Below are 22,113 nucleotides of genomic sequence, written 5' to 3'. Positions count from 1 at the left end.
TTGCGCCCTGGGTGCTCGGCGCGGTCGGTCGTGGGAGGTCACCACAGCATAATGACACCTAGGTTGCCATCTTGCCGAGGAGATGACACCTTGGGTGTCATGAGCCACGTCTTGGACACCACGAACCCGCCCACTGCGCCGACCGGCTTGCCCGCCGGCACGTCCGCACCGATCCCCGGCACGTCCGACCTCTTCGCCTTCGCGAGCGCCGACGGCCCGCTCGTCTACCGCGACGCAGGCCAGGGCCCTCTGGTCGTCCTGCTGCACGCCGGTTTCCTGGACCACACCATGTGGGACGCGCAAATAGCCGAGCTGGCACGCGAGTACCGCGTCATCGCCCCGGACGCCCGCGGGCACGGCGGCTCCGCCAACGCGTCGCAGCCGTTCCGGCAGGCCGACGACCTGGCCGCACTCGTCCGCCACCTGGACGCCGGGCCCGCAGTCCTGGCCGGCGTGTCGATGGGCGCCATGATCGCGATCGACACGGCGATCGAACACCCGGACGTCGTCCGCGGGTTGGCCCTCAGCGGGCGCGGCGCGCAGGAGCCGGACTATTCCGACCCGTGGAGCAATCGCGTCCAGGCCGCGCAGATGGCCGCACTGATGGCGGGCGACATCGAGGGCTGGATGTCGAACTTCCTTCTGTGGGCGTCCGGTCCGCACCGGCTGTTGGACGAGGTCGACCCGGCGATCGTGCAGCGGCTCGCCGCGATGGCCGCGCGTACGCTCGCGAAGCACACCCCGGGCGAGACGGACCACACCGTCCTGGTGACCGACACCGTCGCCCGCGCAGCCCGTATCGCCGTGCCGGTCCTGGGTCTGGACGGCACGCTGGACTCCCCCGACCTGATCGCGACCGTACGGCAGTTGCTCGGCAGCGTCGCCGACAGCCGGACCGTGGACATCCCGGGCGCGGCGCACTACCCGAACATGGAGCAGCCCGCGGCCTACAACCGCGCTCTCCTGGACTTCCTGCACGAACTGGACGCGCCGCCCGGCGCATAGGCGCCCGCGCCGCTGCGCTCAGGATGACGCCCCCCAGCGCAGCGCCCGGCCACGGACTTTCGACGCGAAGGGCCGACGGTGTGGATTGCCACCCGTCGGCCCTTCGGCTTGCCCGCGGTGCTCCTGGGCCGCTCGGCCGCGTGCGCCGGGGCGCGCGGCTACTGCGCGTCGCCGGCCGCCTCGACCACTGCCGCCAGTGCGGCGTCCAGGCGGGTGGCGGCTTCGTCGGCGACCGGGCGCAGGGCGTCGAGGCCGGTGAAGGTCACCATCGTGGCCGGGTCGATGGCCTGCACGAGCGTGCCGTCGCCGTCGCGGCGGACCACGACGTTGCAAGGCAGCAGCAGGCCGATCGACCGGTCGACACCGAGGGCGCGGTGCGCGAGCGGCGGGTTGCAGGCGCCGAGGATCAGGTAGTCCTCCATCTCCTCGCCGAGCTTGGCCCGCAGCGTTGCGGTGACGTCGATCTCGGTGAGCACGCCGAAGCCCTGCGCGGCGAGCGCTTCGCGGACCGTCGCCACGGTGGCGGCGAAGTCGGTGTGCACGCGGACGGTGCGGTCGTAGCTCATGGCGTTCTCCATCTGTCGTTCTGCCGTTCTGTCGTCGGCTCGGCTTTGCTGCCGTGCTCCGGTCGCGCCCAGCCGCCTCCGCGCCACGCATTCGTATACGGGTGGGGGTATGCGCTACCGTCGAGTACACATTACCCCCGGGGGTATATTTCTGGAGGCAGTACATGACCGTCGGCGGACAGATACCCGACACCGAAACCGGAGTCGGCCTCGCCAAGACACCCGCGGCGCGGCAGGCGGCAGCCGGATCCACGGCGGGCCCGGCGCCCGGCCCGTCCGGAGGCAGCCCGTCCGGCCCCGGCTGGTTCGGGCGCCTGGGACTGTGGTCCGCGGCACACCTGCGACTGGTCGTCGTGCTGTGGGTGGCGGTCGTCGCCGGGCTGGGCGCGTTCGCCCCGCAGGTGACGAGCGCCCTGGCCGGGGCCGGCTGGCATGCCGAGGGCAGCGAGTCCGTGCAGGTCAGGGACCTGGCCCGGGAGCACTTCGGGGGCAACGCGTCCACCGCGCTGCAGGTCGTCGTGCATGCCGACCGCCCGGTGTCCGACCCCGCGGTGCAGGACGTCATCGGCCGCGCGACCGCGCTGCTGACCGCGGACGCCCGCATCACGGGCGTCGTACCGCCGCAGCCGGGCGCGACGGTCAGCCCCGACGGCCGCACGGCGATCCTGCTGGCCGGGGCGGGTGCCGGCGCCGACGACATGGTCCGCGCCGCGGACGACCTCAAGGGCCCGCTCGGCGCGCTGTCCGGCGGCGGCATCGAGGTGACCGCGACCGGCTCGTCCGTCATGTGGAGCGACTTCAACACCGCGAACCACGACGCCATGATCAAGTCGGAGATGCTGTCCTGGCCGGTGACGATGGCCATCCTCGTGCTGGCGTTCGGCTCGCTGGTCGCCGCGGGGCTGCCGCTGCTCCTGACGCTGGCCGGCCTGGCCGCGTCCGCGGGCGCGCTGGTGCTGCTGGACCAGGTGACGCCGGTGTCCATCTGGGCGATGAACTTCGCGATGATGTTCGCCCTCGCGCTGGGCATCGACTACGCGCTCTTCCTGGTGGTCCGCTTCCGCGCCGCGCTCGCGCGGCACGGGGACGCGGTCCGGGCGGTACGCGAGACCATGGACACCGCGGGCAAGGCCGTCGCGCTGTCCGGGGCGACCGTGCTGGTCAGCCTGTCCGCGGTGATGCTCGTCCCGGCACCTGCGTTCCGCACGATGGCGCTCGGCATCATGCTGGCGGTCGTCTTCGTCCTGGCCGCGACCCTCACGTTGCTGCCGGCGATCCTCGCCAAACTGGGTTCCAAGGTGGACGCGGGGGCGCTGCCGTGGAGCAAGTCCCGCGGCAAGGAAGCCGGTTCGACGGTTGACGCAGGTGCGTCGGGCTCTCCGCGCTTCGCCGCCTGGGCCGACCGGCTGTGGCGGCACCCGGTTCGCTACGGCCTGCCCGCCCTGCTCGTCCTGCTGGCGCTGGCCGCGCCGCTGGCGGGGCTGCGTACCGCGATGCCGTCGATCACCGTGGTGCCCGAGGACGCATCCGCGCGGGTCGGGTACACGACGGTGCAGGAGGCCTTCGGGCCGGGCACGCCCGGCATGCTGCAGATCGTCGTGCCGACCGAGCAGGCCGCCCAGACCGCTGCCGACGCGGCGTCCGACCCCGCCCTCGGCGACACGCTCGACCGACTGCGGGCCGGGCTGCCCGAGGACGCCCTGGTCGGCGGCGCGGCCGCGGAGAACCTCGACCTGCAGACCGCATTGGATGCCAAGACGCCGCTGGTGATCGGCGTCGTCCTCGGACTCGGCTTCCTGCTGCTGGTCTTCGCACTGCGCGCACCGCTGGCCGCGCTGCTGGGCACCGTGACGAGCCTGCTGTCCACCGCGGCGGCGTTCGGCGTCGCGAAGCTGGTCTTCCAGGACGGGCATGGCGCTTCGCTGCTCGGGTTCACCCCGCAGGGGTTCCTGGACGGCTGGGCGCCGGTGTTCTTCTTCGCGATGATCTTCGCGATCGCGATGGACTACACCGTCTTCCTGCTCGCCTCCGCCAAGGAGCACTACGAGCGCACCGGCGACCCGCGGCGCGCGGTGACCGGGGCGCTGGCCGACTCCGGCCGCGTGGTCTTCGCGGCGGCCGCGGTGATGGTCGCCGTGTTCTTCACCTTCGCATTGTCGGGGCCGCTGCCGCCCAAGGAGATGGGCATCGTGCTGGGCACCGCGGTGCTGCTGGACGCGGCGCTGATCCGGCTGGTCCTGCTCCCGGTCCTGCTGCGGCTGACCGGCAACGCGGCGTGGTGGTGTCCGGCGTGGCTGCGCCGGATCCTGCCCGACGTGCGCTTCGCGCACGACTGAACGGGGATTCCGGGGGCGGGCGCACGATGCGGCCCGCCCCCGCCCCCGCCGTTCGCATACCCCCCGGGGTACCATTGCCCCGATGCTCCACGAGGAAAGGCCGTCGCCATGACCGTCGTCGACGAAGAGGCCAGCCGGGCCGTCCTGAACCGCCTGCGCCGCGCCCAGGGGCAGCTCGCCGCCGTCATCGCCATGGTCGAGGCCGGGCGCGACTGCAAGGACGTCGTGACGCAGCTCGCCGCGGTGTCCAGGGCGCTGGACCGGGCCGGCTTCAAGATCATCGCCAGCGGCATGCGCCAGTGCCTGTCCGAGACGGCCCCGGACGCCGCTCCCCTGTCCGAAGCCGAACTCGAGAAGCTGTTCCTCTCGTTGGCTTAAGGGCCCGACCGACCACCGACGCCGAAGCCCGGGGCGCCGATCCAGTCTCCGCGCAGGGGTAACCGAACGGGCGTAAGGCGCTTGCGGCTACCGTGCCTCCCTATGAGTGAGCAATGGACGGCGCCGGGGGACGGCGACCAGGTGGAGAAGGTGCCGACGGGCGGCGGCGGGGGTGCGGCCGGCGGCCCGCGGCGCGGTGGGTCCGGGGCCGGGGCGATGGCCAACGGGGTGATCGGGGCCCTGGTCCTGGTTCTCGTCGCGATAGGGACCTTCTTCTGGGTCAGAAGCACCGATGACGATGAAGCCGGCAAGTCGGGCTTCACCGCGCAGGAGTTCTTCGGGGACGACGGGGCGCGCAGCATCCAGGACGGCCAGTACCTGCAGCTCGCCAAAGACGACGCCGAATGCGCGGAGGGCGCGGAGCCCGGGCTTGCCGTGCTGCTGGACGAGGTGACGTGCGAGGGCGTCCTGCGGGCCGTGTCGGTCGACGCGGCCAAGAAGTACGTCGTCTCGGTCGCGGTCGTGTCGTTCGGCAACGAGACCGACGCGCAGCGAATCGCCGGGCTCATCAAGTCGGGCAACGCGGAGAAGGCCGGCGGCGTCCGCGCGCGGTTCCTCGTCCCGCCGCCTGCGTCCGGCGCGGTCTACCGGCCCGACCCGGGCAACCGTGCCACCGCCGTCGCGAACGGCCACTACGTACTGACCGTCGAGATCGCCCGCTTCGACGGCTCTCCCCTGGATGCCGCCGACCCCGCCGCCGCAACGGTCGGGCGCGACCTGATGTTCGTCCCGACCGACCACATCGTCGCGCTCAAGCTGCGCGACTGACCGCGCTACCGACGCGGGAGGGTGTGGCAGCCACATAGCGTGGGCGCATGGAACAGCATGAAGTCTCTTCTCTGAGCTCATCGTTCGGCTCGGCGGCGGCTGCGTACGCCGAGCACCGGCCGGACTACGCACCCGATGCCGTGCGTTGGGCGCTCGACCCGGCACCGAGGTCCGGACCCGTCCTGCGGGTGCTGGACCTCGGCGCCGGAACAGGCAAGCTGACCGCCGTACTTGCGGCCTCCGGCGTGGATGTCGTCGCCGTCGAGCCGGATCCGGCGATGCGCGCCGAACTGAGCCGGGAGCTGCCGGACGTCCGCGCGCTCGCCGGCAACGCGGAGAACATCCCGCTGCCCGACGGGTCCGTCGACGCCGTGGTCGCGGGCAACGCGATGCACTGGTTCGACATGGCCGCTGCGGGGCCCGAGATCGCCCGGGTCCTGGTGCCCGGCGGCATTCTCTCCGGGTTGTGGAACGTCCTGGACGACCGGGTCACGTGGATCACCGGTCTCGCCCGCGTCGCCGGGAGCGCTGCCGTCGGCCCGCGGGACACCGTCGGCGCCTGGCGTGCCGCGACCGCGGACCTCTACCTGCCGCGGACCGGCGCCGCGCGGTTCGGGGCAGCGGAGCAAAACGAGTTCGCGCACAGGCAGCAGCGCACCGCGGACTCGCTGGTCGCGGCGCTGGCCACCCGCGCGGGCATGCTCGTGATGCCGGACGCGGAACGCCGCTCGGCACTGGCACGCATCCGTGCCTACCTCGCGGCCCGGGAGGAGACCGCCGACGGGGAGTTCACGCTTCCCATGGCGACCGGCGTCCTGCGTACCCGCCGGCTGTAGCCCGCCTCACGACGTGGGTGCCACCGCCCGCAGGGAGTACAGCAGCGGCAAGTGCGTGTCGCCGTACGGGAGGCGGTAGGCGCCGTCGGGGCTCTGCGGCAGCAGTCCGCGCGGGTCGAACTCCGCGGAGACATGCTCGGTCAGCCGGTCGATCCGCAGACCCGCGCCGGCCGCGGCGGTGACGATCTCGCCGAGGGAGTACGGGTATTCGACCACGTCGTGGTCGGCCGTCTTCAGCGCCGGGTCGGCATAGCTGCCCGACTCGGTGGCGCGCTGCGGTTCGCCGCCGCCGTACGGCCAGTCCGCGACGAGCGGTTCGAAGCTCGCCAGGGTCTGGTACGCGGGGTGCAGGTCGACCAGGACGAGCATGCCGCCGGGGCGCAGGGCCATCGCCGCGCCGCGCATCCAGCCGTCGAGGTCGCCGATCCAGCACAGCACTCCGTACGTGGCCACCACCAGGTCGAAGCGGCCGGCCAGAGAGGCGGGCAGGGCCTGGGTGTCGGCTTCGATGAACTCGGCTTCGAGGCCTGCACGTTCGGCGAGGTCGCGGGCACGGGCCACGGCGACCGGGGAGAAGTCCACACCGGTGACGCGGGCGCCGCGGCGGGCCCAGCTCAGGGTGTCCATGCCGAAGTGGCACTGCAGGTGGAGCAGGTCGCGGCCGGCCACGTCCCCGGCGAGCTCCACTTCGGTCGCGAACAGCGGCTCGCGGCCGGCCAGGAAGGAGTCGACGTCGTAGAAACGGTCGTCGGGAGTACTTCCGTGCACGCGGGCACGCTCGTCCCAGAGCGAGCGGTTGGCAGGGGTGGCGGCGGGCTGGTCGGAGTGCATGGGAGCAGTCTCCCCCGACCGCCCGGAACGCGGCGAATGGAATAGCTCGCGGGGCGGCAGCCGCACGGGATGCTGTCCCGTGCGACCGCCTATCGGCAACCGGGCCCGGCGGCCCGGCACAAGCAATCAGCCGGTCAGACCGGGGTCACCGTCACCGGGATGCCGTTGACCGCCGCGTTGCCCGAGACCGGGTCGACGAACGTCCCCGGAGCCAGGACGTTCGAGTTGACGCCGGCGTGGGCGCGGGCCGTGGCCATGCGGGTGCCGGGCTCGTCGTGGCCCCAGCCGTGCGGCATGGACACGACGCCGGGCATCATCTCGTCGGTGATCTGGACGGCGACCTGGATGCTGCCCTCCTGCGAGGCGACTTCGGCCGCTTCGCCGTCGGTGAGGCCGGCGCGGGCGGCGTCGTCCGGGTGGACGAGCAGGGTGCACTTGTTGGTGCCGCCGACCAGCGCGGGCACGTTGTGCAGCCAGGAGTTCTTCGAGCGCAGGTGGCGGCGGCTGACCAGGAGCAGGCCGGACGGGTCCGCGGCGCGGTCGACGTGGGCGCGGAGCCGGGGCAGGTCGGCGGTGATGTATGCGGGGGCGAGTTCGACGAAGCCCGATTCGGTGTGCAGGATTTCGGCGACGCGCGGCTCCATCGGGCCCAGGTCGATGCCGTTGGGGGCGGCCTTGAAGTCGCTCAGCGTCATGCCGCCCTCGACGCGCCCGTAGCGGTCGCCCCACGGGCCGGTGCGGATCGACAGGTCGATGATGCGCTCGGGGCCGCCGCTCTCGTACTGCGGCAGGACTTCGGCGGGGTCGAGGCCGCACAGGCCGACGAGGGCGCCGAACCACATGTCGTCGAGGGCGGCGACGTCGACCTCGTCCCACTTCTGCCCGGCGAGGATGCCGGCCAGCCGCAGCACGATCTGCCACTCGGCGGGGCGGTCGGGGTCGGCGGGCGGCAGGACGGGCTCGGACCACTTGCCGGCGCTGCCGACCGCGAAGTTCCACATGAGGTCGTCGAAGTGCGGGGTCTCCAGCGGGCCGGCGCCGGGCAGGATGACGTTGGCGTGCCGGGTGGTCTCGTTGATCCAGTTGTCGATGCTGACCATCGCGTCGAGCTTGGGCAGCGCGTCGCGCAGCCGGGCCGCGCCGGGGGCGCTGACCGCGGGGTTGCCGGCGATGGTGACCAGGGCGCGGATCCGGCCCTCGCCCTCGGTGTCGATCTCCTCGGCGAGGCAGGATGCGGGGACCTGGCCGAGGACCTCGGGGGCCTGGCGTACGCGCGAGTGCCAGCGTCCGAACGGCGCGCCGTCGGCGGCCTTGCTGTGCTGGGTCAGGGTGGCCACCGACCAGTTCACCGGCTTGGGGAACATCAGGCCGCCGGGGGTGTCGAAGTGCCCGGTCAGGATGTTGACGACGTCCACGAGCCAGCTGGCGAGGGTGCCGAACTCCTGGTTGCAGAGCCCGATCCGGCCGTACACGACGGCCGAGCGCGCGGCGGCGATCTGGTGCGCGAGCTCGCGGATGCGCGCGGCCGGGATGCGGCAGGCGCCGGCGACCGACTCGGGCGTCCAGTCGGCGGCCAGCTCGCGGAGCGTGTCGGTGCCGGCGATGAGGGCGGCGGACGGGCCGAGGTCGACCAGGTCGTCCGCGAAGAGCACGTGGACGACGGCCATCAGCAGGGCGGCGTCGGTGCCGGGCACGATCGGCAGCCACTCGTCGGCGGCGTCCGCGGTGCCGGTGCGCCGCGGGTCGATCACGACGACCTTGCCGCCGCCGCGCCGGATGCGCTTGATCTCGCCCATGATGTCCGGGCAGGCGAGCAGCGAGCCCTGGGACGCCTGCGGGTTGGCGCCCATGACCACGAACAGGTCCTCGGTGCGGCGCAGATCGGGGACCGGGATGGTCCACATGCCGCCGTACATGAGGAGCGACGAGACGTTCTTGGGCCACTGGTCGACGGTGCCGGACGAGTAGATGTGGTGGATCTTGGCCATCGCGACGAGGATGCCGACGTAGCGGGCGAGCGCGACGTTGTGCGCGAGCGGGTTCCCGAAGAACGCGGTGAGCGCCTCGGGCCCGTGCTCCTCCAGAACGGGGCGCATGACGCGCTCGCACTCGGCGAACGCCTCGTCCCAGGTCGCCTCCCGCCACGTGTCACCGGTGCGGATCATCGGGGTGCGGAGCCGGTCGGGGTCCTCCTGCAGCGCGCCGAGCGTCGTGCCCTTGGGACATATGTGCCCCTTGCTCCAGACGTCGTCGCGGTTCGGCTTGATCTTGTGCACGCGGCCTTCGCGCACCTGTATTTCGAGCCCGCACATGGCCTCGCAGAGATGGCAGGTGCGGTGGTGCACCGTAGTGCCGCCGGTGGCATCAGCCGCCGCGCCGCTGCCGGTTTCCTCGACCCGTGCCGTACCCATGCGCCGACCGCCCTCTCTCCTTGCTCCGCCGAAGCGTCGCGACTATGGCAGAGATCGCGAACGGGAAGAAGGGCGACAACCAGTTTTCGTCAGACTGATCGCGCGGTACGGCTACGACGCGCAGAGGTTGCGACGGATCGCCTCGACCAAGCGGACCCCCTGATCGCGCGACAGCATGACGTCGTCGTTGGTGCCCACGCTGAGGATCGCCATCGTCAGAAGCTGCTGCGGGTCCCTTTGATTCGCCAGCGCCTTGCAGACCGTGAGGCTGTTGGACAGCAGCGAGACCCGGCTGGGACGCCGCCCGCCGAGGATGCCCGGGTCGATCGCGTCCAAGTCGGCGAAGTACGCCTCGACTGCGGCAAGGCTGGGGGCCGGCACACCGGCGAGGTCGGCAGCCTGCTGGATCGCGGCGGGCGAATCGGGGATCGACGCAAGAGGGGGACGCGAAGGGGTGAGACCCGCGGCAGGGCTCGCGGCGGTGTCGGCGGGTGCGGTCGCCGGTGCGCTTGCGGGTGTCCCCGCTCCGGTGGCACTCGGGGACGCGGCGGCAGGCGCAGCACCGGCCGACGCGTCCGAGCCGGACTCACTTCCGTCGCCGCATCCGGTGACCGCGAACGGCGCGGCAAGAGCAAGGGCGGCGAAGGCGAGGCGGGTGCGCATGGGTGGTCCTGGGGCGGTCGGCGGGCGGAGGGTGGGGCTGCGCCCCCGCGCATCCCGGCCGGAACCGTACCGTTGGCGCAGGCGGGTCTCGCTGTCGGGGTGCGGCTGAGGGGGTGTCAGGGGTTGACCGGGTCCCGGACGTAGGAGACCTGGCCGAACCAGCGGCGGACCGTGTCGGTCAGGATCCACATGCCCAGGCCCGCGACGACAGCTGCGGCGACGACCAGGAGCAGTCTCGGTGTGTCGGGGTTGTGCTCGACGCCGTACATCGCCAAGGACGTCGTGGTCACCGCGGTGGCCAGGAACTGGGCCGGGAGATCCGAGAATTCGGGTCGGCCTGGCCAGTGCCGCGCTTGGAGGGCCGCTTCGATGGTGACCAGCATGACCATCGGCGGGAACACCCACGCGGGCTTGCTGTCGGAGTACGGGCCGGTGAAGTAGAAGGTGTCGCACGCCGCGTACGCGACCAGCGCCAGGTAGCCCAGTGCCAGCAGCGTGAGCAGTGCGCGGGCCGGGCCCGGACGCGGGGAAGTGCGCGAGACGGGCCGGTAGCCGTGGGCGGGCGCGGCCCGGGGTGCGCGGTGGCGGTGCGGTGCGCCGCCGTGGCGCGGGCCGCCGCGGCCGGGGTCGGACGTTGCGGACGAGCGGTCGCGGGCGGAAGAGCGGCCGGACGCGCGGGCCGCGGAGCCGGCGGAAGCGGCGGAGGTGCGCGATCCCGCGGAGCCGCGCGCGGCGGTCGACGGGCGCGACGACGCTGCACCGCGCGCCTCGTTGCCGGTGGTCCGCGTTCCCGAGGGCGCGCGGGTCGCGGTGTCGGTGCGGGCACCACTGCCGGTTCCCGAGGAGCCGCTGGACAACGTGCCCTGGCCTGCGCGGGCACTGGGCCTCTGGCCGGAGCCGCGGCCGGCCCGGGTGCTCGAATCCGACCCGGACCGCGTACTGGATCCGGACCCGGTGCCCGATCCGGCCCCCGGCCCCGCCCCCGCCCTCGCCGCCGGTTCGCTCCGGCGGGCTGCCCCCTGGGCTGCGGCCAGGTCCGGGCTCCGCAGGTCGGCCGTGCGGGACAGCGCGGACAGCGCATCAGGCCGCCGCAGGTCCGCGGTCCGGGTGGTGTCGTGCCGCGGATCGGGCGAGCGCGGGTCGCGCGATTCGGGTTCGGGGACCGGTCTGGGGATGCCCTCGCCCGGCCGCATCGGCGCGGCGACGCGCACGCTGCCGCGCGGGCGCGGGACGAAACCGCCGTCGGGAGCGGACGGCCGGGACTCGGCGGCATCCGGCGCAGCGCCGGCCTCATGGTCGCCCTGGTATCCGCCTTCGTACCCGGTCCCGTACCCGGTTCCGTATCCGCCCGCGACTCCCCCGCGCGCCGCGGCCAGCCGCAGCAGGGCCGCGTCGACGGCGTTGGTCGCCCACGCGGCCGTGTCCGCGCCGATCGCGCCGTACGAGGCCCGCTCGACGACCGCGTCGCGGCACAAGTGCAGCCAGGTGGCGGCGCGTTCGGTGGAGCACTCCTCGGGCACCCACTCCGCGATGGGCAGCAGCAGTTCGGGGGCGGACGCGACGGCCCGGGCGGCCGCCGAGATCAGTTCCGGCTGGGTCGCCGCGGTGCGCACCAGGACCGACAGGGCCCGGTAGCGCTGGGCCGCGGACAGGTAGGGCTTGGGCAGCAGTGCGGCCAGGAACGTCCCGTCGCCCGACGCCTCGACCTCCGCGACCAGTGCCGCGCCGAGTGCTTCCGGCCCGATCGCGCCCCACCGCGCCCCGTCCCCGGAGGGGTACGCGGCGGCGAGGATCTCCTCGTAGGCGGCCAGCACCGGGGCCTGCGGTTCGGCGATGTCCCAGCGGCCGCGGTGGTGCACCTCGAAGCCGGCCCGGACCGCGCCGATCGCGTCGTCCGAGCTGCGGGCGCCGACGAGTTGCTGCACCGCGAGGAGGGTGCGCAGCAGGCCGGAGTCGACGAGCCCGGAAGGCATCCGTTCGGCGGCGATGCGCCGCACGTGGTCTTCCTCGCGGGCGAGCAGCACGTCCAGGGGCCGTTCGTGCACGGCGAGTGCGGGGTCGTACTGGCTGAGCACGTCGGCCAGCGCGGCCATGTGCAGCGAGGCGACGGGCAGCCCTGCGCCGTCGTCGGACGGCACCAAGTAGCGGCGGTTTCGCGCCGGTTCGGGGATCGCGCGGCCCGGCGAGTCGTCGTCGATGCCGGCGTCGCGCAGCCTGCGTATTCGGTCCGCGAAGGCCTTGGCCGCGCGCGTGTAGAAGCCTTCGGCGCCTACGTCGGCGTACGCGTCGGCGGTCTCCAGGTGGAACGACTCGCCGCGGCCCATGACCGTGCTGCCCGACCAGGCCTCGCGCAGCCGCGGCCACCAGTCCTCGCGGCCGCGGACGACGAGCAGCACGCGCACCGGCTGCCCGGAGCGGCGCGTGCCGAGCACGTCGAAGAGCGCGTGCAGCTGGTCGACACGGGCCTCGGCCTCGTCGACCACCAGCAGCAGGGGCTGCCGGACGGTGCTGAACAGCGCGTACCCGGGCTCCTCTTGACGGGGCGTGTCGGCCAGGAAGCCGCCCGTCCAGGCGGCCCGACCGCGGACCTCGCGGCTGAGGTGGCCGAGGAGTTCGTACGCCATGCGGGTCTTCCCGGAACCGTCGCCGCCGGTGAGCGCGGCCACGTCGGTGCGCCGCCCGTTGAAGCACCAGGCGCGCAGGGCCTGCATGGTGGCCGCGTCCCCGGACATGGGCACGACCGCCGCGGCGGGGTTCAGGAAGTACGAGGCGGACAGGTGCGGGTCGGGCTGGTCGGCGAGCAGCGGACCGAGGTCGGCGGAGCGCAGGCGCGGGCGCATGCCGGACGCATCCGCCACCGCGTCCGCGAAGCCGGGGGCGCCGAGCAGCCGGAACGCCGGGAGTACGAGGAGGGTTTCGCCGCGCCAGTAGTCGGCGGCGTTGGTGGCCACGCCCACGATGGCGTCGTCGCAGTAGACCACGGCACCCGACATGCCCTGCCACAGGTCGAAGGAGACCTCGTCGGGTTCGTCGAGTTCGAAGACGTACATCCCGGAGCGGGCCCGGCCGCGCGGCGCGATGCGGCCGTCGAGGCTCTTGGCCTGCGCGGCGGACCGCGGGCCGCCGGGGACCTTGAGGTGCAGCGCCTGCGGGAAGCCGATCGTCGTGCACACCGGGCGCTCGCCGGCGTGGTCGCAGGTCAGCGCGGCCCAGCGGGCGATGCCGAGGCCGGCGCCGAGGACGACCGGGTCGCCCTGCAGCAGGGCGACGTCCACGGACGGGTCGGTCCACAGCACCGCGGCCTCGTGCTCGGCGCCGCCCTCGAGGGCGCGGATGACGACGGGTCCGGCGTCCCGGTTGGGGCAGGCGACGTGCGCCGCGGCCAGCACCAGGCCGGGCGCGATGAGGCATCCGGAGCCGCGGACTCCGGCGCGCGGGTTGACGACTTCGACGGTGCGTTGCGGCGGCGTGCTGCCCATCCCCGCGCGGTTGTGCACACAACCCCCCCGATCGACGCACGAAACCGACGCCCGAAAACCGGAGACCAGTCTGCCGGATGCGGCCGATAAACGGTCTTGTTATCCGGCCATATTCCTCCGCTACGGCTTGATCATGTCTGCTGGCTTGATCACGTCCATGATCGCGTGCGGCGAAGTGCCGTGCCCCCGAACCGCCTTCGGGCGGGCCCAGGGCACGGCTCCAAAGGGCCTGAGGGGCCTACAGGGCTTTGCGCAGGGCGGCGATGATGCGCGCGACGTCCTCCTGGCCGGTCCGCCAATTGCTGAACGCGGCCCGCAGCGCCGGCACTCCGTCGAGCACCGTGGGGGTGAACAAGGCCTCGTCGGAGGCCCGTTCGACCAGTGCGGCGAGGCGTTCGGCGGTCGGCTCGTCGGCGAGGGTGAAGCACACCACGTTCAGGCGCACCGGGGCGAGCAGGCGGAGCGCGGGTTCCGCGGCGACGGCCTCGCCCAGCGCGCGGGCGGCGGCGATGTCGCGTTCGACGATGTCGGCGTGCCCGGCGCGGCCGTACGCGCGCAGCGTGAACCATGCGGCGAGGGCCCGCAGGCGCCGGGAGTTCTCCGGGGTCAGGTGCACGAAGTCCGGTTCGTCGCCGAGCGGTCCGAGGTAGGCGGCGGCGTTCCGGAAGACGTCGGTCTGCAAGTCGCGGCGGCGGGTGAACTGCACGGCGCTGTCGTACGGGACGTTGAGCCACTTGTGCAGGTCGACGCAGACCGAGTCGGCGGCATCGAGGCCGGCCACGAGGTGGGCGTGCTCGGCGGTCAGCGCGGCGAAGGCGCCGAAGGCGGCGTCGACGTGCAGCCAGAAGTCGTACCGGTCCTTGAGTGCGGCGATGGCCCGCAGGTCGTCGAAGTCGACGGTGTTGACGGTGCCGGCGTTCGCGACCACGATGCACGGGCCGCCGGCGGCGGCCAGGGCGGTTTCGAGGGCGGCGACGTCGACGGCTTCGCGGCCGGGCAGCGTGGCGACGGTGGTCAGGCTCTTGCGGCCCATGCCGAGCATCGCCATGCCCTTGGCGATGCTGGAGTGCGGCCGCCCGGACAGCACGCGGACCAGGCCGAGCGCGGCCAGGCCGTCCTCGGCGACCGAGATGCCGGCGCGTTCGCCGAGCCATTCGCGGGCCACCGCCAAGCCGACGGTGTTCGACATGGTCGCGCCGCTCACGAAGGCGCCCTGGTGCGCGTCGGAGAGCCCGAAGAGCTCGCGCAGCCAGCCGAGGGTGTGGCGTTCGAGATCCTGGCCCGAGCCGTCGAGGGCCGAGTTGGAATTCTGGTCGACGGCCGCGGTGATCCAGTCCCCGGCCACCCCGGCGGGCGTGACGCCGCCGGTCACGAAGCCGAGGTAGCGCGGTCCGGCGCTGCCGGACAGCGTCGGCTCCCAGTGCGCGGTGAAGTCGGCGAGCGCGCCGGCCAGCCCGGCGCCCTCGGCGGGCAGCGGGGTCGGGTCCGGGATCCGCGCGGCGGACAGCACCGGGCGGTCGGCCAGGCCGGCGAGGAACCCGACGGCCGTGCGGTGGGTGTCGTCCAGCAGCGCGGGCAGGTTCGCAAGGTCGTCGGCGAGACGGCGGTACATCGGGGCTCCGTTCGGGGCAGGGCGTCGTACGGGGGGGCGCGCGAGCGGGCGGGCACGCCGTCCCGCGCTTCCTCACCACCCGAAACTAACCGGGTAGCGACTGGCAGCGCCTGGGCCAATCCGCTACAACTGGCCCAGTGCATGTGACCGAGGACCAGCTCCTGGCGGCGCTGGGCGAATGGCGGCGGCCCGGCCTGCCGCTGATCGCCGCGATCGCCGCCGCCCTGCGCGACGCCGTCCTGGACGGGCGCCTGCGCACCGGCAGCCGGCTGCCCGCCGAACGCCGCGTCGCCGAATCGCTCGGCGTCAGCCGCGGCACGGTCACCGCGGCCTTGGCCGTCCTGCGCGAGGAGGGCTGGCTGGACACCCGGCAGGGCAGCGCCAGCACGCTGCGCCTCCCGCCGACCGCAGTCGAGCGCATCGCACCGCTCTCGGCCACCGGCGACACGGGCTCGATCGACCTGCGCCGGGCCGTCCCCGCGGCCCCGCACAGCGCGTACGTGGACGCCATGGCGCGCGCCGCGCACCGGTCCGACCCGGTCCTCGCCCAGGACGGCGACCCCGGTCCCGGCCTGCCCGAACTGCGCACCCTCGTCGCACGGCGCTACACCCAGGAAGGCCTGCCCACCCGCCCTGAGCAGATCCTGGTCACCGGCGGCGCCCGGGCCGCGCTCGCCCTGCTCTGCGCCCACCTGCGGCCGCGCGTGGCGGCCGTCGAGATCCCCTCGTACTTCGACGCCCTCGCGCTGATGCGCAGCTCCGGGATCCGCCTGGCGGGCTGCCAGGTCACCACCGCGGGCTGGGACCCGGACCAACTGGAGCAGGCGTTCCGCAGCGCCCGCGGCGGATTCGCCTACCTCGTACCGGACTTCCACAACCCCACGGGTGCGCTGATGGGGCAGGCCGCGCGCCGCCGCGTGGCCGAACTGGCCGCCGAGCACGCGGTCACCGTCATCGCCGACGAGACGATGCGCGACCTGGACCTGCGCGACAACCCCGAACCGCTGCCCCGCATCCGCGACGCGCTGCTCATCGGCTCGGGCAGCAAAACCGTGTGGGGCGGCCTGCGGGTGGGCTGGGTCCGCGGCCCGGCCGGGTTCATCGCCGAGTTGAGCCGCCACCCGCTGGCCATGCCGATGGCCGCGGCCCCGATCCAGCAGCTCGTCGCCGTCGAACTCCTGCGCGACCCCGCCCCGTTGCTGTGCCACCGCCGCCGCGAACTGCGCATCCAGCGCGACCACCTCGCCGCGGCGCTGGCCGGCGACGACCGCTGGCGCTTCACCGTCCCGCACGGCGGCCTCGCGCTGTGGCTGCGGCTCACCTCGGCGCGCGCCGACGACCTGGCCGCCCGCGCGCACCGCGCCGGGCTGGAGCTCACCCCCGGCCCGCGCTTCGCCGCCGATGCGACCCTGCTGCGCCACATCCGCATCCCCTTCACTCCGCCCGTGGCCGCCCTGGACCGCATCGCGAAAATCCTGGACGAGGCATGCACCCCATAGACCTCGGCCAGGCCGTGCGCCCCGACGACATGACACCCGGCCGCACGCGCGAACTCGTCGCCTGCTGGGCCGCCGTCGCCGACGCGGGCGGCGCGGTGGGCTTCGCGTTCCCGCCGGTGCGCATCGGGGAAGTCGAGGCCGCGGCAGAAGAGATGATCGCCGGGCTCGACCCCGAATACAGTCGGCTCGTGCTCGCCGCGACCGGCGGCAGGCTGGTCGGCTGGCTCCACGTCGGCCGCCACCGCGACCCGCTCGTCCGGCACTGGGGCACGGTCCGGCGCGTCCAGTCCCATCCGGAGGCCCGCGGCCTCGGCGTCGGCACGGCCTTGATGGACGGCGTACGCCAGATCGCGCGCGACGAGATGGGCATGGAGCAGCTGCACCTGGGCGCGCGGGGCGGGGAGGGGCTCGAGGAGTTCTACGGCCGCCTGGGCTGGCGGGAAATCGGCCGCCATCCGGGTGCGCTCCGCTTCGCGCACGGCGACCGCGACGAAGTCTTCATGCTGCTCAGGCCGTTGTGACGGCCGCGCGGACCGGGCAGTCCCGGAACCGTCGGCGGCCGGGCCTCGTCCCACCGTGAGGGCTCCGGCGGCAAGGTGCGGAGCGGAACTGGACGCACTACAAAGGCGGGGGCCATGTTGACGACGTTGTTCCGGGCGGCTCAGGCCGTCATCGTGGTGGCCGTCCTGGTCGCGATCGTGATGGTGTTCGACGATTGGGAGTACCGGGCGACGGCCGCGCTGGCCGTGTTCGGGCTCATCGCGACGCTGCTGCTGTTCATCCGGTGGCAGGACGACGAGAACAAGCTGGCCGGCAGACTGTGGCTGGTGTGCATGGCCTTGTGGGCCATCGCCTTCGGCATCGCGAAGTTCGTTCCCGGGGTCGTCCTGCAGGTCGCGATGGGTGCCGCCCTGGTGTTCGCGATCGTCGCACTGCTTGTCGTGTCGGTGCGCGAGAGCCGCGCACGCCGGCGTACTCCGGCCTGAACCGTGCCGTCCCCGGCCCGGCCGGGGGCACCGCAGGATCGGCTGCGGCACCCCCAAGGCCGGTACGCGACCGGCCGTGCGGTCAGGAGTAGTCGTGGAAGCCGCGGCCGGACTTCCGGCCCAGCAGGCCCGCCTCGACCATGCGCAGCAGCAGCGGCGGCGCGGAGTGCAGCGGCTCCTTGAACTCCTCGTACATCGACGCCGCGATCGCGGCGAGGGTGTCGAGGCCGATGAGGTCGGCGAGGCGCAGCGGGCCCATCGGGTGGGCGCAGCCCAGCTCCATGCCCGAGTCGATGTCCTCGGCCGAGGCGAAGCCGGACTCCAGCATGCGGATCGCGGAGAGCAGGTACGGCACCAGCAGCGCGTTGACCACGAAGCCGGCGCGGTCCTTGGAGCGGATGACCTTCTTGCCGAGCGAGCCGCCGACGAACTCCTCGGCCTGCGCCAGCGTCTGCTCGCCGGTCAGCAGCGAGGGGACGAGCTCGACCAGGTCCAGGACCGGCACGGGGTTGAAGAAGTGCACGCCGACGACCCACTCGGGGCGTCCGGTGGCCATGCCCAGCTTCATGATCGGGATCGAGGACGTGTTGGACGCCAGGATCGCGTCCTCGCGCATCACGGTCTTGTCGAGCGTCGAGAAGACGTCGGCCTTGAGGCCTTCGTCCTCGGCGATCGCCTCGACGACCAGGTCGCGGTCCGCGAACTCGGCCAGGTCGGTGGTGAAGCGCAGGCGCGCGACGGCGGCGTCGCGGGCCTCCTCGGTCAGCTTGCCGCGCTTGGCGGCCCGGTCGAGCGAGTCGGTGATGCGGCGCCGGCCGGCGGCCGCGGCGTCCGGGTTGATCTCGCGGACCAGGACGTCCAGCCCCGACCGCGCGCATACCTCGGCGATCCCCGAGCCCATGAGTCCGGCTCCGACGACGCCCACGCGCCGGACCGCCTCATGAGCGGTCGCGGAGGCCTGGGGCGCAGTTGTTGTCTCTGTCATGCCCCCATTGTCTCCCCGGCCCCGGCGGATCCCCGGGCGCCCCGCGATCTTCGTCGCGGGGTGGCATTCCCGTCCGCGTCCGCGGTACCGCGGGCGGCGAAGCGCCGCTGCCCGACGGCGCGTTACCGTCCGGCGTCCGGCGGCCAGGCCAGCATCGCGGCGTCGGCCACCGCCTCCAGGTCGCGGCGCGCCGCGCCGTCGCGGGCCTGCTGGGACATGCCCTGGACGACCGCGCCGGTGTAGACGGCCAGGGCGCGGGCGTCCGTGCCGGCCGGCAGGATGCCGTTGCCGATGTCGGTGCGGATGCGGCGTTCGATCTCGGCGACGTTCGCGTTGCGCCGGTCGCGCAGGGCCTTGGCGACGTCGTCGTCCGAGCAGTTCGTGGCCGCGGTGATGACCAGGCAGCCGCCCGGGTGGCCGGGGCCGGTGTACTGCGCGGCGGCCTCGCGGAGCATGCGGGCGACGCCGCGGCGGACGGTCGGCTCCTCGTCGAGGGCCACCCCGCTGAAGGCGCCCTCCTCGCGGCCGTAGAGCGCGACGACCTCCTCGAAGAGTGCGCTCTTGTTCCCGAACGCGGCATACAGGCTGGGCGCCCCGATGCCCATCGCGCCGGTCAGGTCGGCGATCGAGGTCGCCTCGTACCCCTTGTCCCAGAAGAGCGCGAGTGCGCGGCGCAGGGCGGCTTCGCGGTCGAAGGAGCGGGGGCGTCCGCGCGGCTTGGTGGTCACCGCCCAATTGTATAGCGCTCCCTACATAATCTGCTACGGTCCTTTCCATAGCGATCGATACAGAAGTCGGTCGGCGAAGCCATGGAGGCTGCCATGAACACGGTTGCGGGCGTCAAGAGCACGGCGAAGGCCGGCGGGAAGCTCACCGGCAAGGTCGCGCTGGTCACCGGATCGAGCCGGGGCATCGGCCGCGGCATCGCCGAACGCCTGGCCGCGGACGGCGCGTTCGTGGTGGTGCACTACGCGGGGAACGCCGCGGCCGCGGACGAGACCCTGGCCCGGATCACCGCCGCGGGCGGGCGCGCGGTGGCGATACGCGCCGAACTCGGGGTCCCGGGCGATGCGGAGGCGCTGTGGACCGCCTTCGACGACGCCGTCGCCGCGGCCGGCCCGGCCGCCGGGATCGGACCGGGCCTCGACATCCTCGTCAACAACGCGGGGATCAGCACCTACGGGCGCATCCACGAGGTGTCCGAGGCCGACTTCGACCGCGTCTTCGCGGTCAACGCCAAGGCCCCGTTCTTCGTGATCCGGCAGGGCCTGGAACGCCTGCGCGACGGCGGCCGGATCGTCAACATCTCGTCCGGGGTGACCCGCATCGCCTTCCCGTCGACCACCGCGTACTCGATGACCAAGGGCGCGCTGAACACCCTCACGCTCACCCTGGCCCAGGACCTCGGCCCGCGCGGCATCACCGTCAACGCGGTCGCCCCGGGCCTGGTGCACACCGACGCGGCCGACTGGCTGAACGACCCGGCCGCGGCGAAGCAGGGCGCCGCGTACTCCGCCTTCGACCGCCTCGGCGAGCCCGCCGACATCGCGGACATCGTCGCCTTCCTCGCCTCCGACGACGCACGCTGGATCACCGGCCAGTACATCGACGGCACCGGCGGCGCGCTCCTCGGCGTCTCCTGACCTCCGCCCGGCCTGCGGAACCGGCGCGCGGCGCGGCGCGCCGGTACCGGCGGGGCGGACCCGAGGGACCGGCCCGCCGGACGTAGGCTGGCGGCATGGCCAGGACCGACCGCGCCGAACGCACGATCGCCGCACCGCGGGAGGACGTCTACCGCGCCCTCGTCGAGCGGGACGCGCTGGAGGCGTGGCTGCCGCCGGAGGGGATGTCCGGGCGGATCGAGCGCTGGGACCCGCGGCCGGGCGGCGGGTTCCGCATGGTGCTCACGTACCTCGATCCGGCGGGCAGCCCCGGGAAGTCGTCCGACGCAACCGACGTGGTCGACGTCGAACTCGCCGACCTGGTACCGCCGGAGCGCGTGGTGCAGCGTGCGGTGTTCGAGGCCGAGGACCCGGCCTTCGCGGGGGTCATGACGATGACGTGGCAGCTGGCCGCGGCCGACGCAGTGACAGGGACAAGGGCTGGGACGGGGACGACGGTGACCGTCACCGCCGCGGATGTGCCGCCCGGCATCCACCAGGACGTGCACGAGGAAGGCATCGCCTCGTCGTTGGCCAACCTGGCCGCGTACGTCGAGCAGCGCGCGGGCTGAACCAGGGCGTCAGAGGAACCGGTCCGGGGCAAGCAGCGTCACGCACTGAAGGCCGCACTCGGCGAGCCGCTCCGCTTCACCCCGGCTCACCGGGACCTCGATGGTCGGCGGGACCGTCGATTAGCGTGGCCGTCGGGGAGGGGGACGGACATGACCAGCTTGCAAGGGCAGCCGCTGCTGCTCGGGGCCGCACCACCCGCGGTGATCGGGCCGGTGCTCGACCGCCTCGACGCGGAGGAACGCCACCGGCTCCTCGTCTTCCCCGAGCCGCCGAGCGATGGGCTCCTCGCGTACGCCGTGCGCCACGGCCCGCCCGAGGACCGGGCCGCGATCGCCGAGAACCCGGCCGCCGGTCCTGCGGCGCTCGCCGCGCTCCTCCCGGCTGCCGACCCGGACCTCGCGTGGCGGATCGCGGCCAATCCCCGCGCCAATCGGGACGTCGTGCTGCGGGCCATGCCGACCGCGGCGCGGGCGACCGGGCTGACGGACCGCCCCGGGGCCGACGTCCCGCAGCGCGAGCTGTACGCCCTGGTGGAGTCGCCGGACCCAGTGCACATCGCCTACGCGCTGCGCGAAGTCCTCATGGCCGACGGGCTCCTGGCCGGCAACGCGGTGTTCGTGCGCGGGCTGGTGAACCTGTGGCGTCTGGCCGGGCGCGAAGCGGCCGCGGCGGCGTTCGGCGCCGCCTTCTGGCCCGGGCGGAAGCTGCGCGCGATCGTGCAGGGCGCCCTCGAGAGCAGCGACGGCCTCGGCGTGCTGGAGCGCTTCGTGGCTGCCGAAGGCCATCCGCGTGTGGTGGTCGAGCGCCTGGTCCGGCTGTCCGGGCACGCCGGCGGCTGGCGCAGTGCACAGGTCGCCGCCAGCACGCGGCCCGCGCCGCCGGGCACCGGTCCGGACGCCCTGCCGCGCCTGGTCCTCCTCGCCCCGCACGCGCCGCTTTCGTGGCGGCACATCCTGAAGGGCGAGCGGACCCGCACGTGGCGGCGCGACATCATCGCAGCGCTGTGCGACCAGCCCGGCTGCCCCGACGCCCTGGTCGAGCGCAACGACCGCGGCGGGAAGGAGCCTTGGGGCACCGACGCCCGCTCCCGGGCCCGCCTCGCGGCAGCCACCCGCAACGCCCTGCCGCAGCTCCGCACGCTGCACCGGGGAGCGCACGACGACGAGTTGCGGCTGGCCTACCGCGAGGGGCTGGTCCCGGCGGACCGCATCCTGGCCGAGGCCCCGTCGGCGTATGCGGCCCTGTCGGTGGTGGGCGGCGGCGACGGAGCCGGCCTGCGGGCCGCGCGGGCAGCGGTACAGCGGCTCACCGACGCCGCGTTGGGCGGCGAACCCGAGGCCTGGACGGTCGCGCTGCGCCTGCTGCCGCAGTTCCACGGCTCGCTCCCCGAACTCCTGCGCACCGCGGGCGCGGTGGCCGCGTAGGGCGGGCCCGGACATCTCACCGCAATTCACGGCGCTCGGT

General features: G+C 73.7%; 19 protein-coding genes. 11 read left to right on the top strand and 8 right to left on the bottom strand.

What is annotated here, in order from left to right; genetic code table 11:
* The first annotated feature begins 99 nt into the window (after nt 1-99).
* The gene (locus LZ495_RS24325; RefSeq protein WP_235054985.1) at nt 100-1,005 is read left to right on the top strand and encodes an alpha/beta fold hydrolase; all 906 of its coding nucleotides are present in this window, start codon (nt 100-102) and stop codon (nt 1,003-1,005) included.
* Nucleotides 1,006-1,163: 158 nt separating this feature from the next.
* On the opposite strand, the gene LZ495_RS24320 is transcribed toward LZ495_RS24325, so the two are convergent.
* Complete coding sequence (locus tag LZ495_RS24320; RefSeq protein ID WP_235054984.1) at nt 1,164-1,571, bottom strand: DUF302 domain-containing protein; 408 nt, start codon at nt 1,569-1,571, stop codon at nt 1,164-1,166.
* Between the two features lie 164 nt (nt 1,572-1,735).
* Here LZ495_RS24320 and LZ495_RS24315 point away from each other — a divergent pair, with 164 nt between their 5' ends.
* From LZ495_RS24315 to LZ495_RS24300, 4 genes are all read left to right on the top strand, one after another.
* Nucleotides 1,736-3,907 (top strand): MMPL family transporter, encoded by a 2,172-nt coding sequence (locus LZ495_RS24315; protein WP_235054983.1) that lies wholly within the window; start codon nt 1,736-1,738, stop codon nt 3,905-3,907.
* Between the two features lie 108 nt (nt 3,908-4,015).
* Nucleotides 4,016-4,285 carry a metal-sensitive transcriptional regulator gene (locus tag LZ495_RS24310; RefSeq protein WP_235054982.1) on the top strand — a complete coding sequence of 90 codons (270 nt, stop codon included), beginning with the start codon at nt 4,016-4,018 and terminating at the stop codon, nt 4,283-4,285.
* A 102-nt stretch (nt 4,286-4,387) separates the two neighbouring features.
* Nucleotides 4,388-5,113: a hypothetical protein gene (locus tag LZ495_RS24305; RefSeq protein WP_235054981.1), complete on the top strand. Its 726-nt coding sequence runs from the start codon at nt 4,388-4,390 to the stop codon at nt 5,111-5,113.
* Nucleotides 5,114-5,160: 47 nt separating this feature from the next.
* Entirely contained in the window at nt 5,161-5,949 is a 789-nt protein-coding gene (locus LZ495_RS24300; protein ID WP_235054980.1) for a class I SAM-dependent methyltransferase, read from the top strand.
* Between the two features lie 6 nt (nt 5,950-5,955).
* On the opposite strand, the gene LZ495_RS24295 is transcribed toward LZ495_RS24300, so the two are convergent.
* The 5 genes from LZ495_RS24295 to LZ495_RS24275 all read right to left on the bottom strand — a co-directional run bounded on the left by LZ495_RS24295 (nt 5,956) and on the right by LZ495_RS24275 (nt 14,945).
* The gene (locus LZ495_RS24295; RefSeq protein ID WP_235054979.1) at nt 5,956-6,780 is read right to left on the bottom strand and encodes a class I SAM-dependent methyltransferase; all 825 of its coding nucleotides are present in this window, start codon (nt 6,778-6,780) and stop codon (nt 5,956-5,958) included.
* Nucleotides 6,781-6,914: 134 nt separating this feature from the next.
* Entirely contained in the window at nt 6,915-9,191 is a 2,277-nt protein-coding gene (locus LZ495_RS24290) for a molybdopterin oxidoreductase family protein (RefSeq protein ID WP_235054978.1), read from the bottom strand.
* 111 nt (nt 9,192-9,302) lie between these two features.
* The gene (locus LZ495_RS24285; protein WP_235054977.1) at nt 9,303-9,854 is read right to left on the bottom strand and encodes a hypothetical protein; all 552 of its coding nucleotides are present in this window, start codon (nt 9,852-9,854) and stop codon (nt 9,303-9,305) included.
* A 116-nt stretch (nt 9,855-9,970) separates the two neighbouring features.
* Nucleotides 9,971-13,333 carry a S1 family peptidase gene (locus LZ495_RS24280; RefSeq protein ID WP_235054976.1) on the bottom strand — a complete coding sequence of 1,121 codons (3,363 nt, stop codon included), beginning with the start codon at nt 13,331-13,333 and terminating at the stop codon, nt 9,971-9,973.
* 238 nt (nt 13,334-13,571) lie between these two features.
* Nucleotides 13,572-14,945, bottom strand: coding sequence for a pyridoxal phosphate-dependent decarboxylase family protein (locus LZ495_RS24275; RefSeq protein ID WP_235054975.1), 1,374 nt, complete (start codon nt 14,943-14,945; stop codon nt 13,572-13,574).
* A gap of 137 nt (nt 14,946-15,082) precedes the next feature.
* Here LZ495_RS24275 and LZ495_RS24270 point away from each other — a divergent pair, with 137 nt between their 5' ends.
* The 3 genes from LZ495_RS24270 (at nt 15,083) to LZ495_RS24260 (ending at nt 17,430) form a co-directional block, all read left to right on the top strand.
* A complete protein-coding gene (locus LZ495_RS24270; protein ID WP_235054974.1) occupies nt 15,083-16,444 on the top strand; it encodes an aminotransferase-like domain-containing protein in 1,362 nt (453 codons plus the stop codon).
* 152 nt (nt 16,445-16,596) lie between these two features.
* A complete protein-coding gene (locus LZ495_RS24265; RefSeq protein ID WP_372498641.1) occupies nt 16,597-16,965 on the top strand; it encodes a GNAT family N-acetyltransferase in 369 nt (122 codons plus the stop codon).
* Between the two features lie 114 nt (nt 16,966-17,079).
* Complete coding sequence (locus tag LZ495_RS24260; protein WP_235054972.1) at nt 17,080-17,430, top strand: hypothetical protein; 351 nt, start codon at nt 17,080-17,082, stop codon at nt 17,428-17,430.
* 82 nt (nt 17,431-17,512) lie between these two features.
* Here the strand turns inward: LZ495_RS24260 and LZ495_RS24255 are convergent, their stop codons facing one another.
* Both LZ495_RS24255 and LZ495_RS24250 read right to left on the bottom strand, forming a co-directional pair.
* The gene (locus tag LZ495_RS24255; protein WP_235054971.1) at nt 17,513-18,415 is read right to left on the bottom strand and encodes a 3-hydroxybutyryl-CoA dehydrogenase; all 903 of its coding nucleotides are present in this window, start codon (nt 18,413-18,415) and stop codon (nt 17,513-17,515) included.
* A 122-nt stretch (nt 18,416-18,537) separates the two neighbouring features.
* A complete protein-coding gene (locus LZ495_RS24250) occupies nt 18,538-19,143 on the bottom strand; it encodes a TetR/AcrR family transcriptional regulator (RefSeq protein ID WP_235054970.1) in 606 nt (201 codons plus the stop codon).
* A 93-nt stretch (nt 19,144-19,236) separates the two neighbouring features.
* Here LZ495_RS24250 and LZ495_RS24245 point away from each other — a divergent pair, with 93 nt between their 5' ends.
* From LZ495_RS24245 to LZ495_RS24235, 3 genes are all read left to right on the top strand, one after another.
* The gene (locus LZ495_RS24245; protein WP_235054969.1) at nt 19,237-20,058 is read left to right on the top strand and encodes an SDR family oxidoreductase; all 822 of its coding nucleotides are present in this window, start codon (nt 19,237-19,239) and stop codon (nt 20,056-20,058) included.
* A gap of 95 nt (nt 20,059-20,153) precedes the next feature.
* Nucleotides 20,154-20,648 carry an SRPBCC domain-containing protein gene (locus tag LZ495_RS24240; protein WP_235054968.1) on the top strand — a complete coding sequence of 165 codons (495 nt, stop codon included), beginning with the start codon at nt 20,154-20,156 and terminating at the stop codon, nt 20,646-20,648.
* A 150-nt stretch (nt 20,649-20,798) separates the two neighbouring features.
* Complete coding sequence (locus LZ495_RS24235; RefSeq protein ID WP_235054967.1) at nt 20,799-22,073, top strand: hypothetical protein; 1,275 nt, start codon at nt 20,799-20,801, stop codon at nt 22,071-22,073.
* The last annotated feature ends 40 nt before the right edge of the window (nt 22,074-22,113 follow it).

Source organism: Yinghuangia soli (assembly GCF_021502675.1).
Classification (GTDB): Bacteria; Actinomycetota; Actinomycetes; order Streptomycetales; family Streptomycetaceae; genus Yinghuangia; species Yinghuangia soli.
The sequence above is the reverse complement of the archived record's forward strand: the minus strand, read 5'-3'. Positions and strand labels throughout refer to the sequence as shown.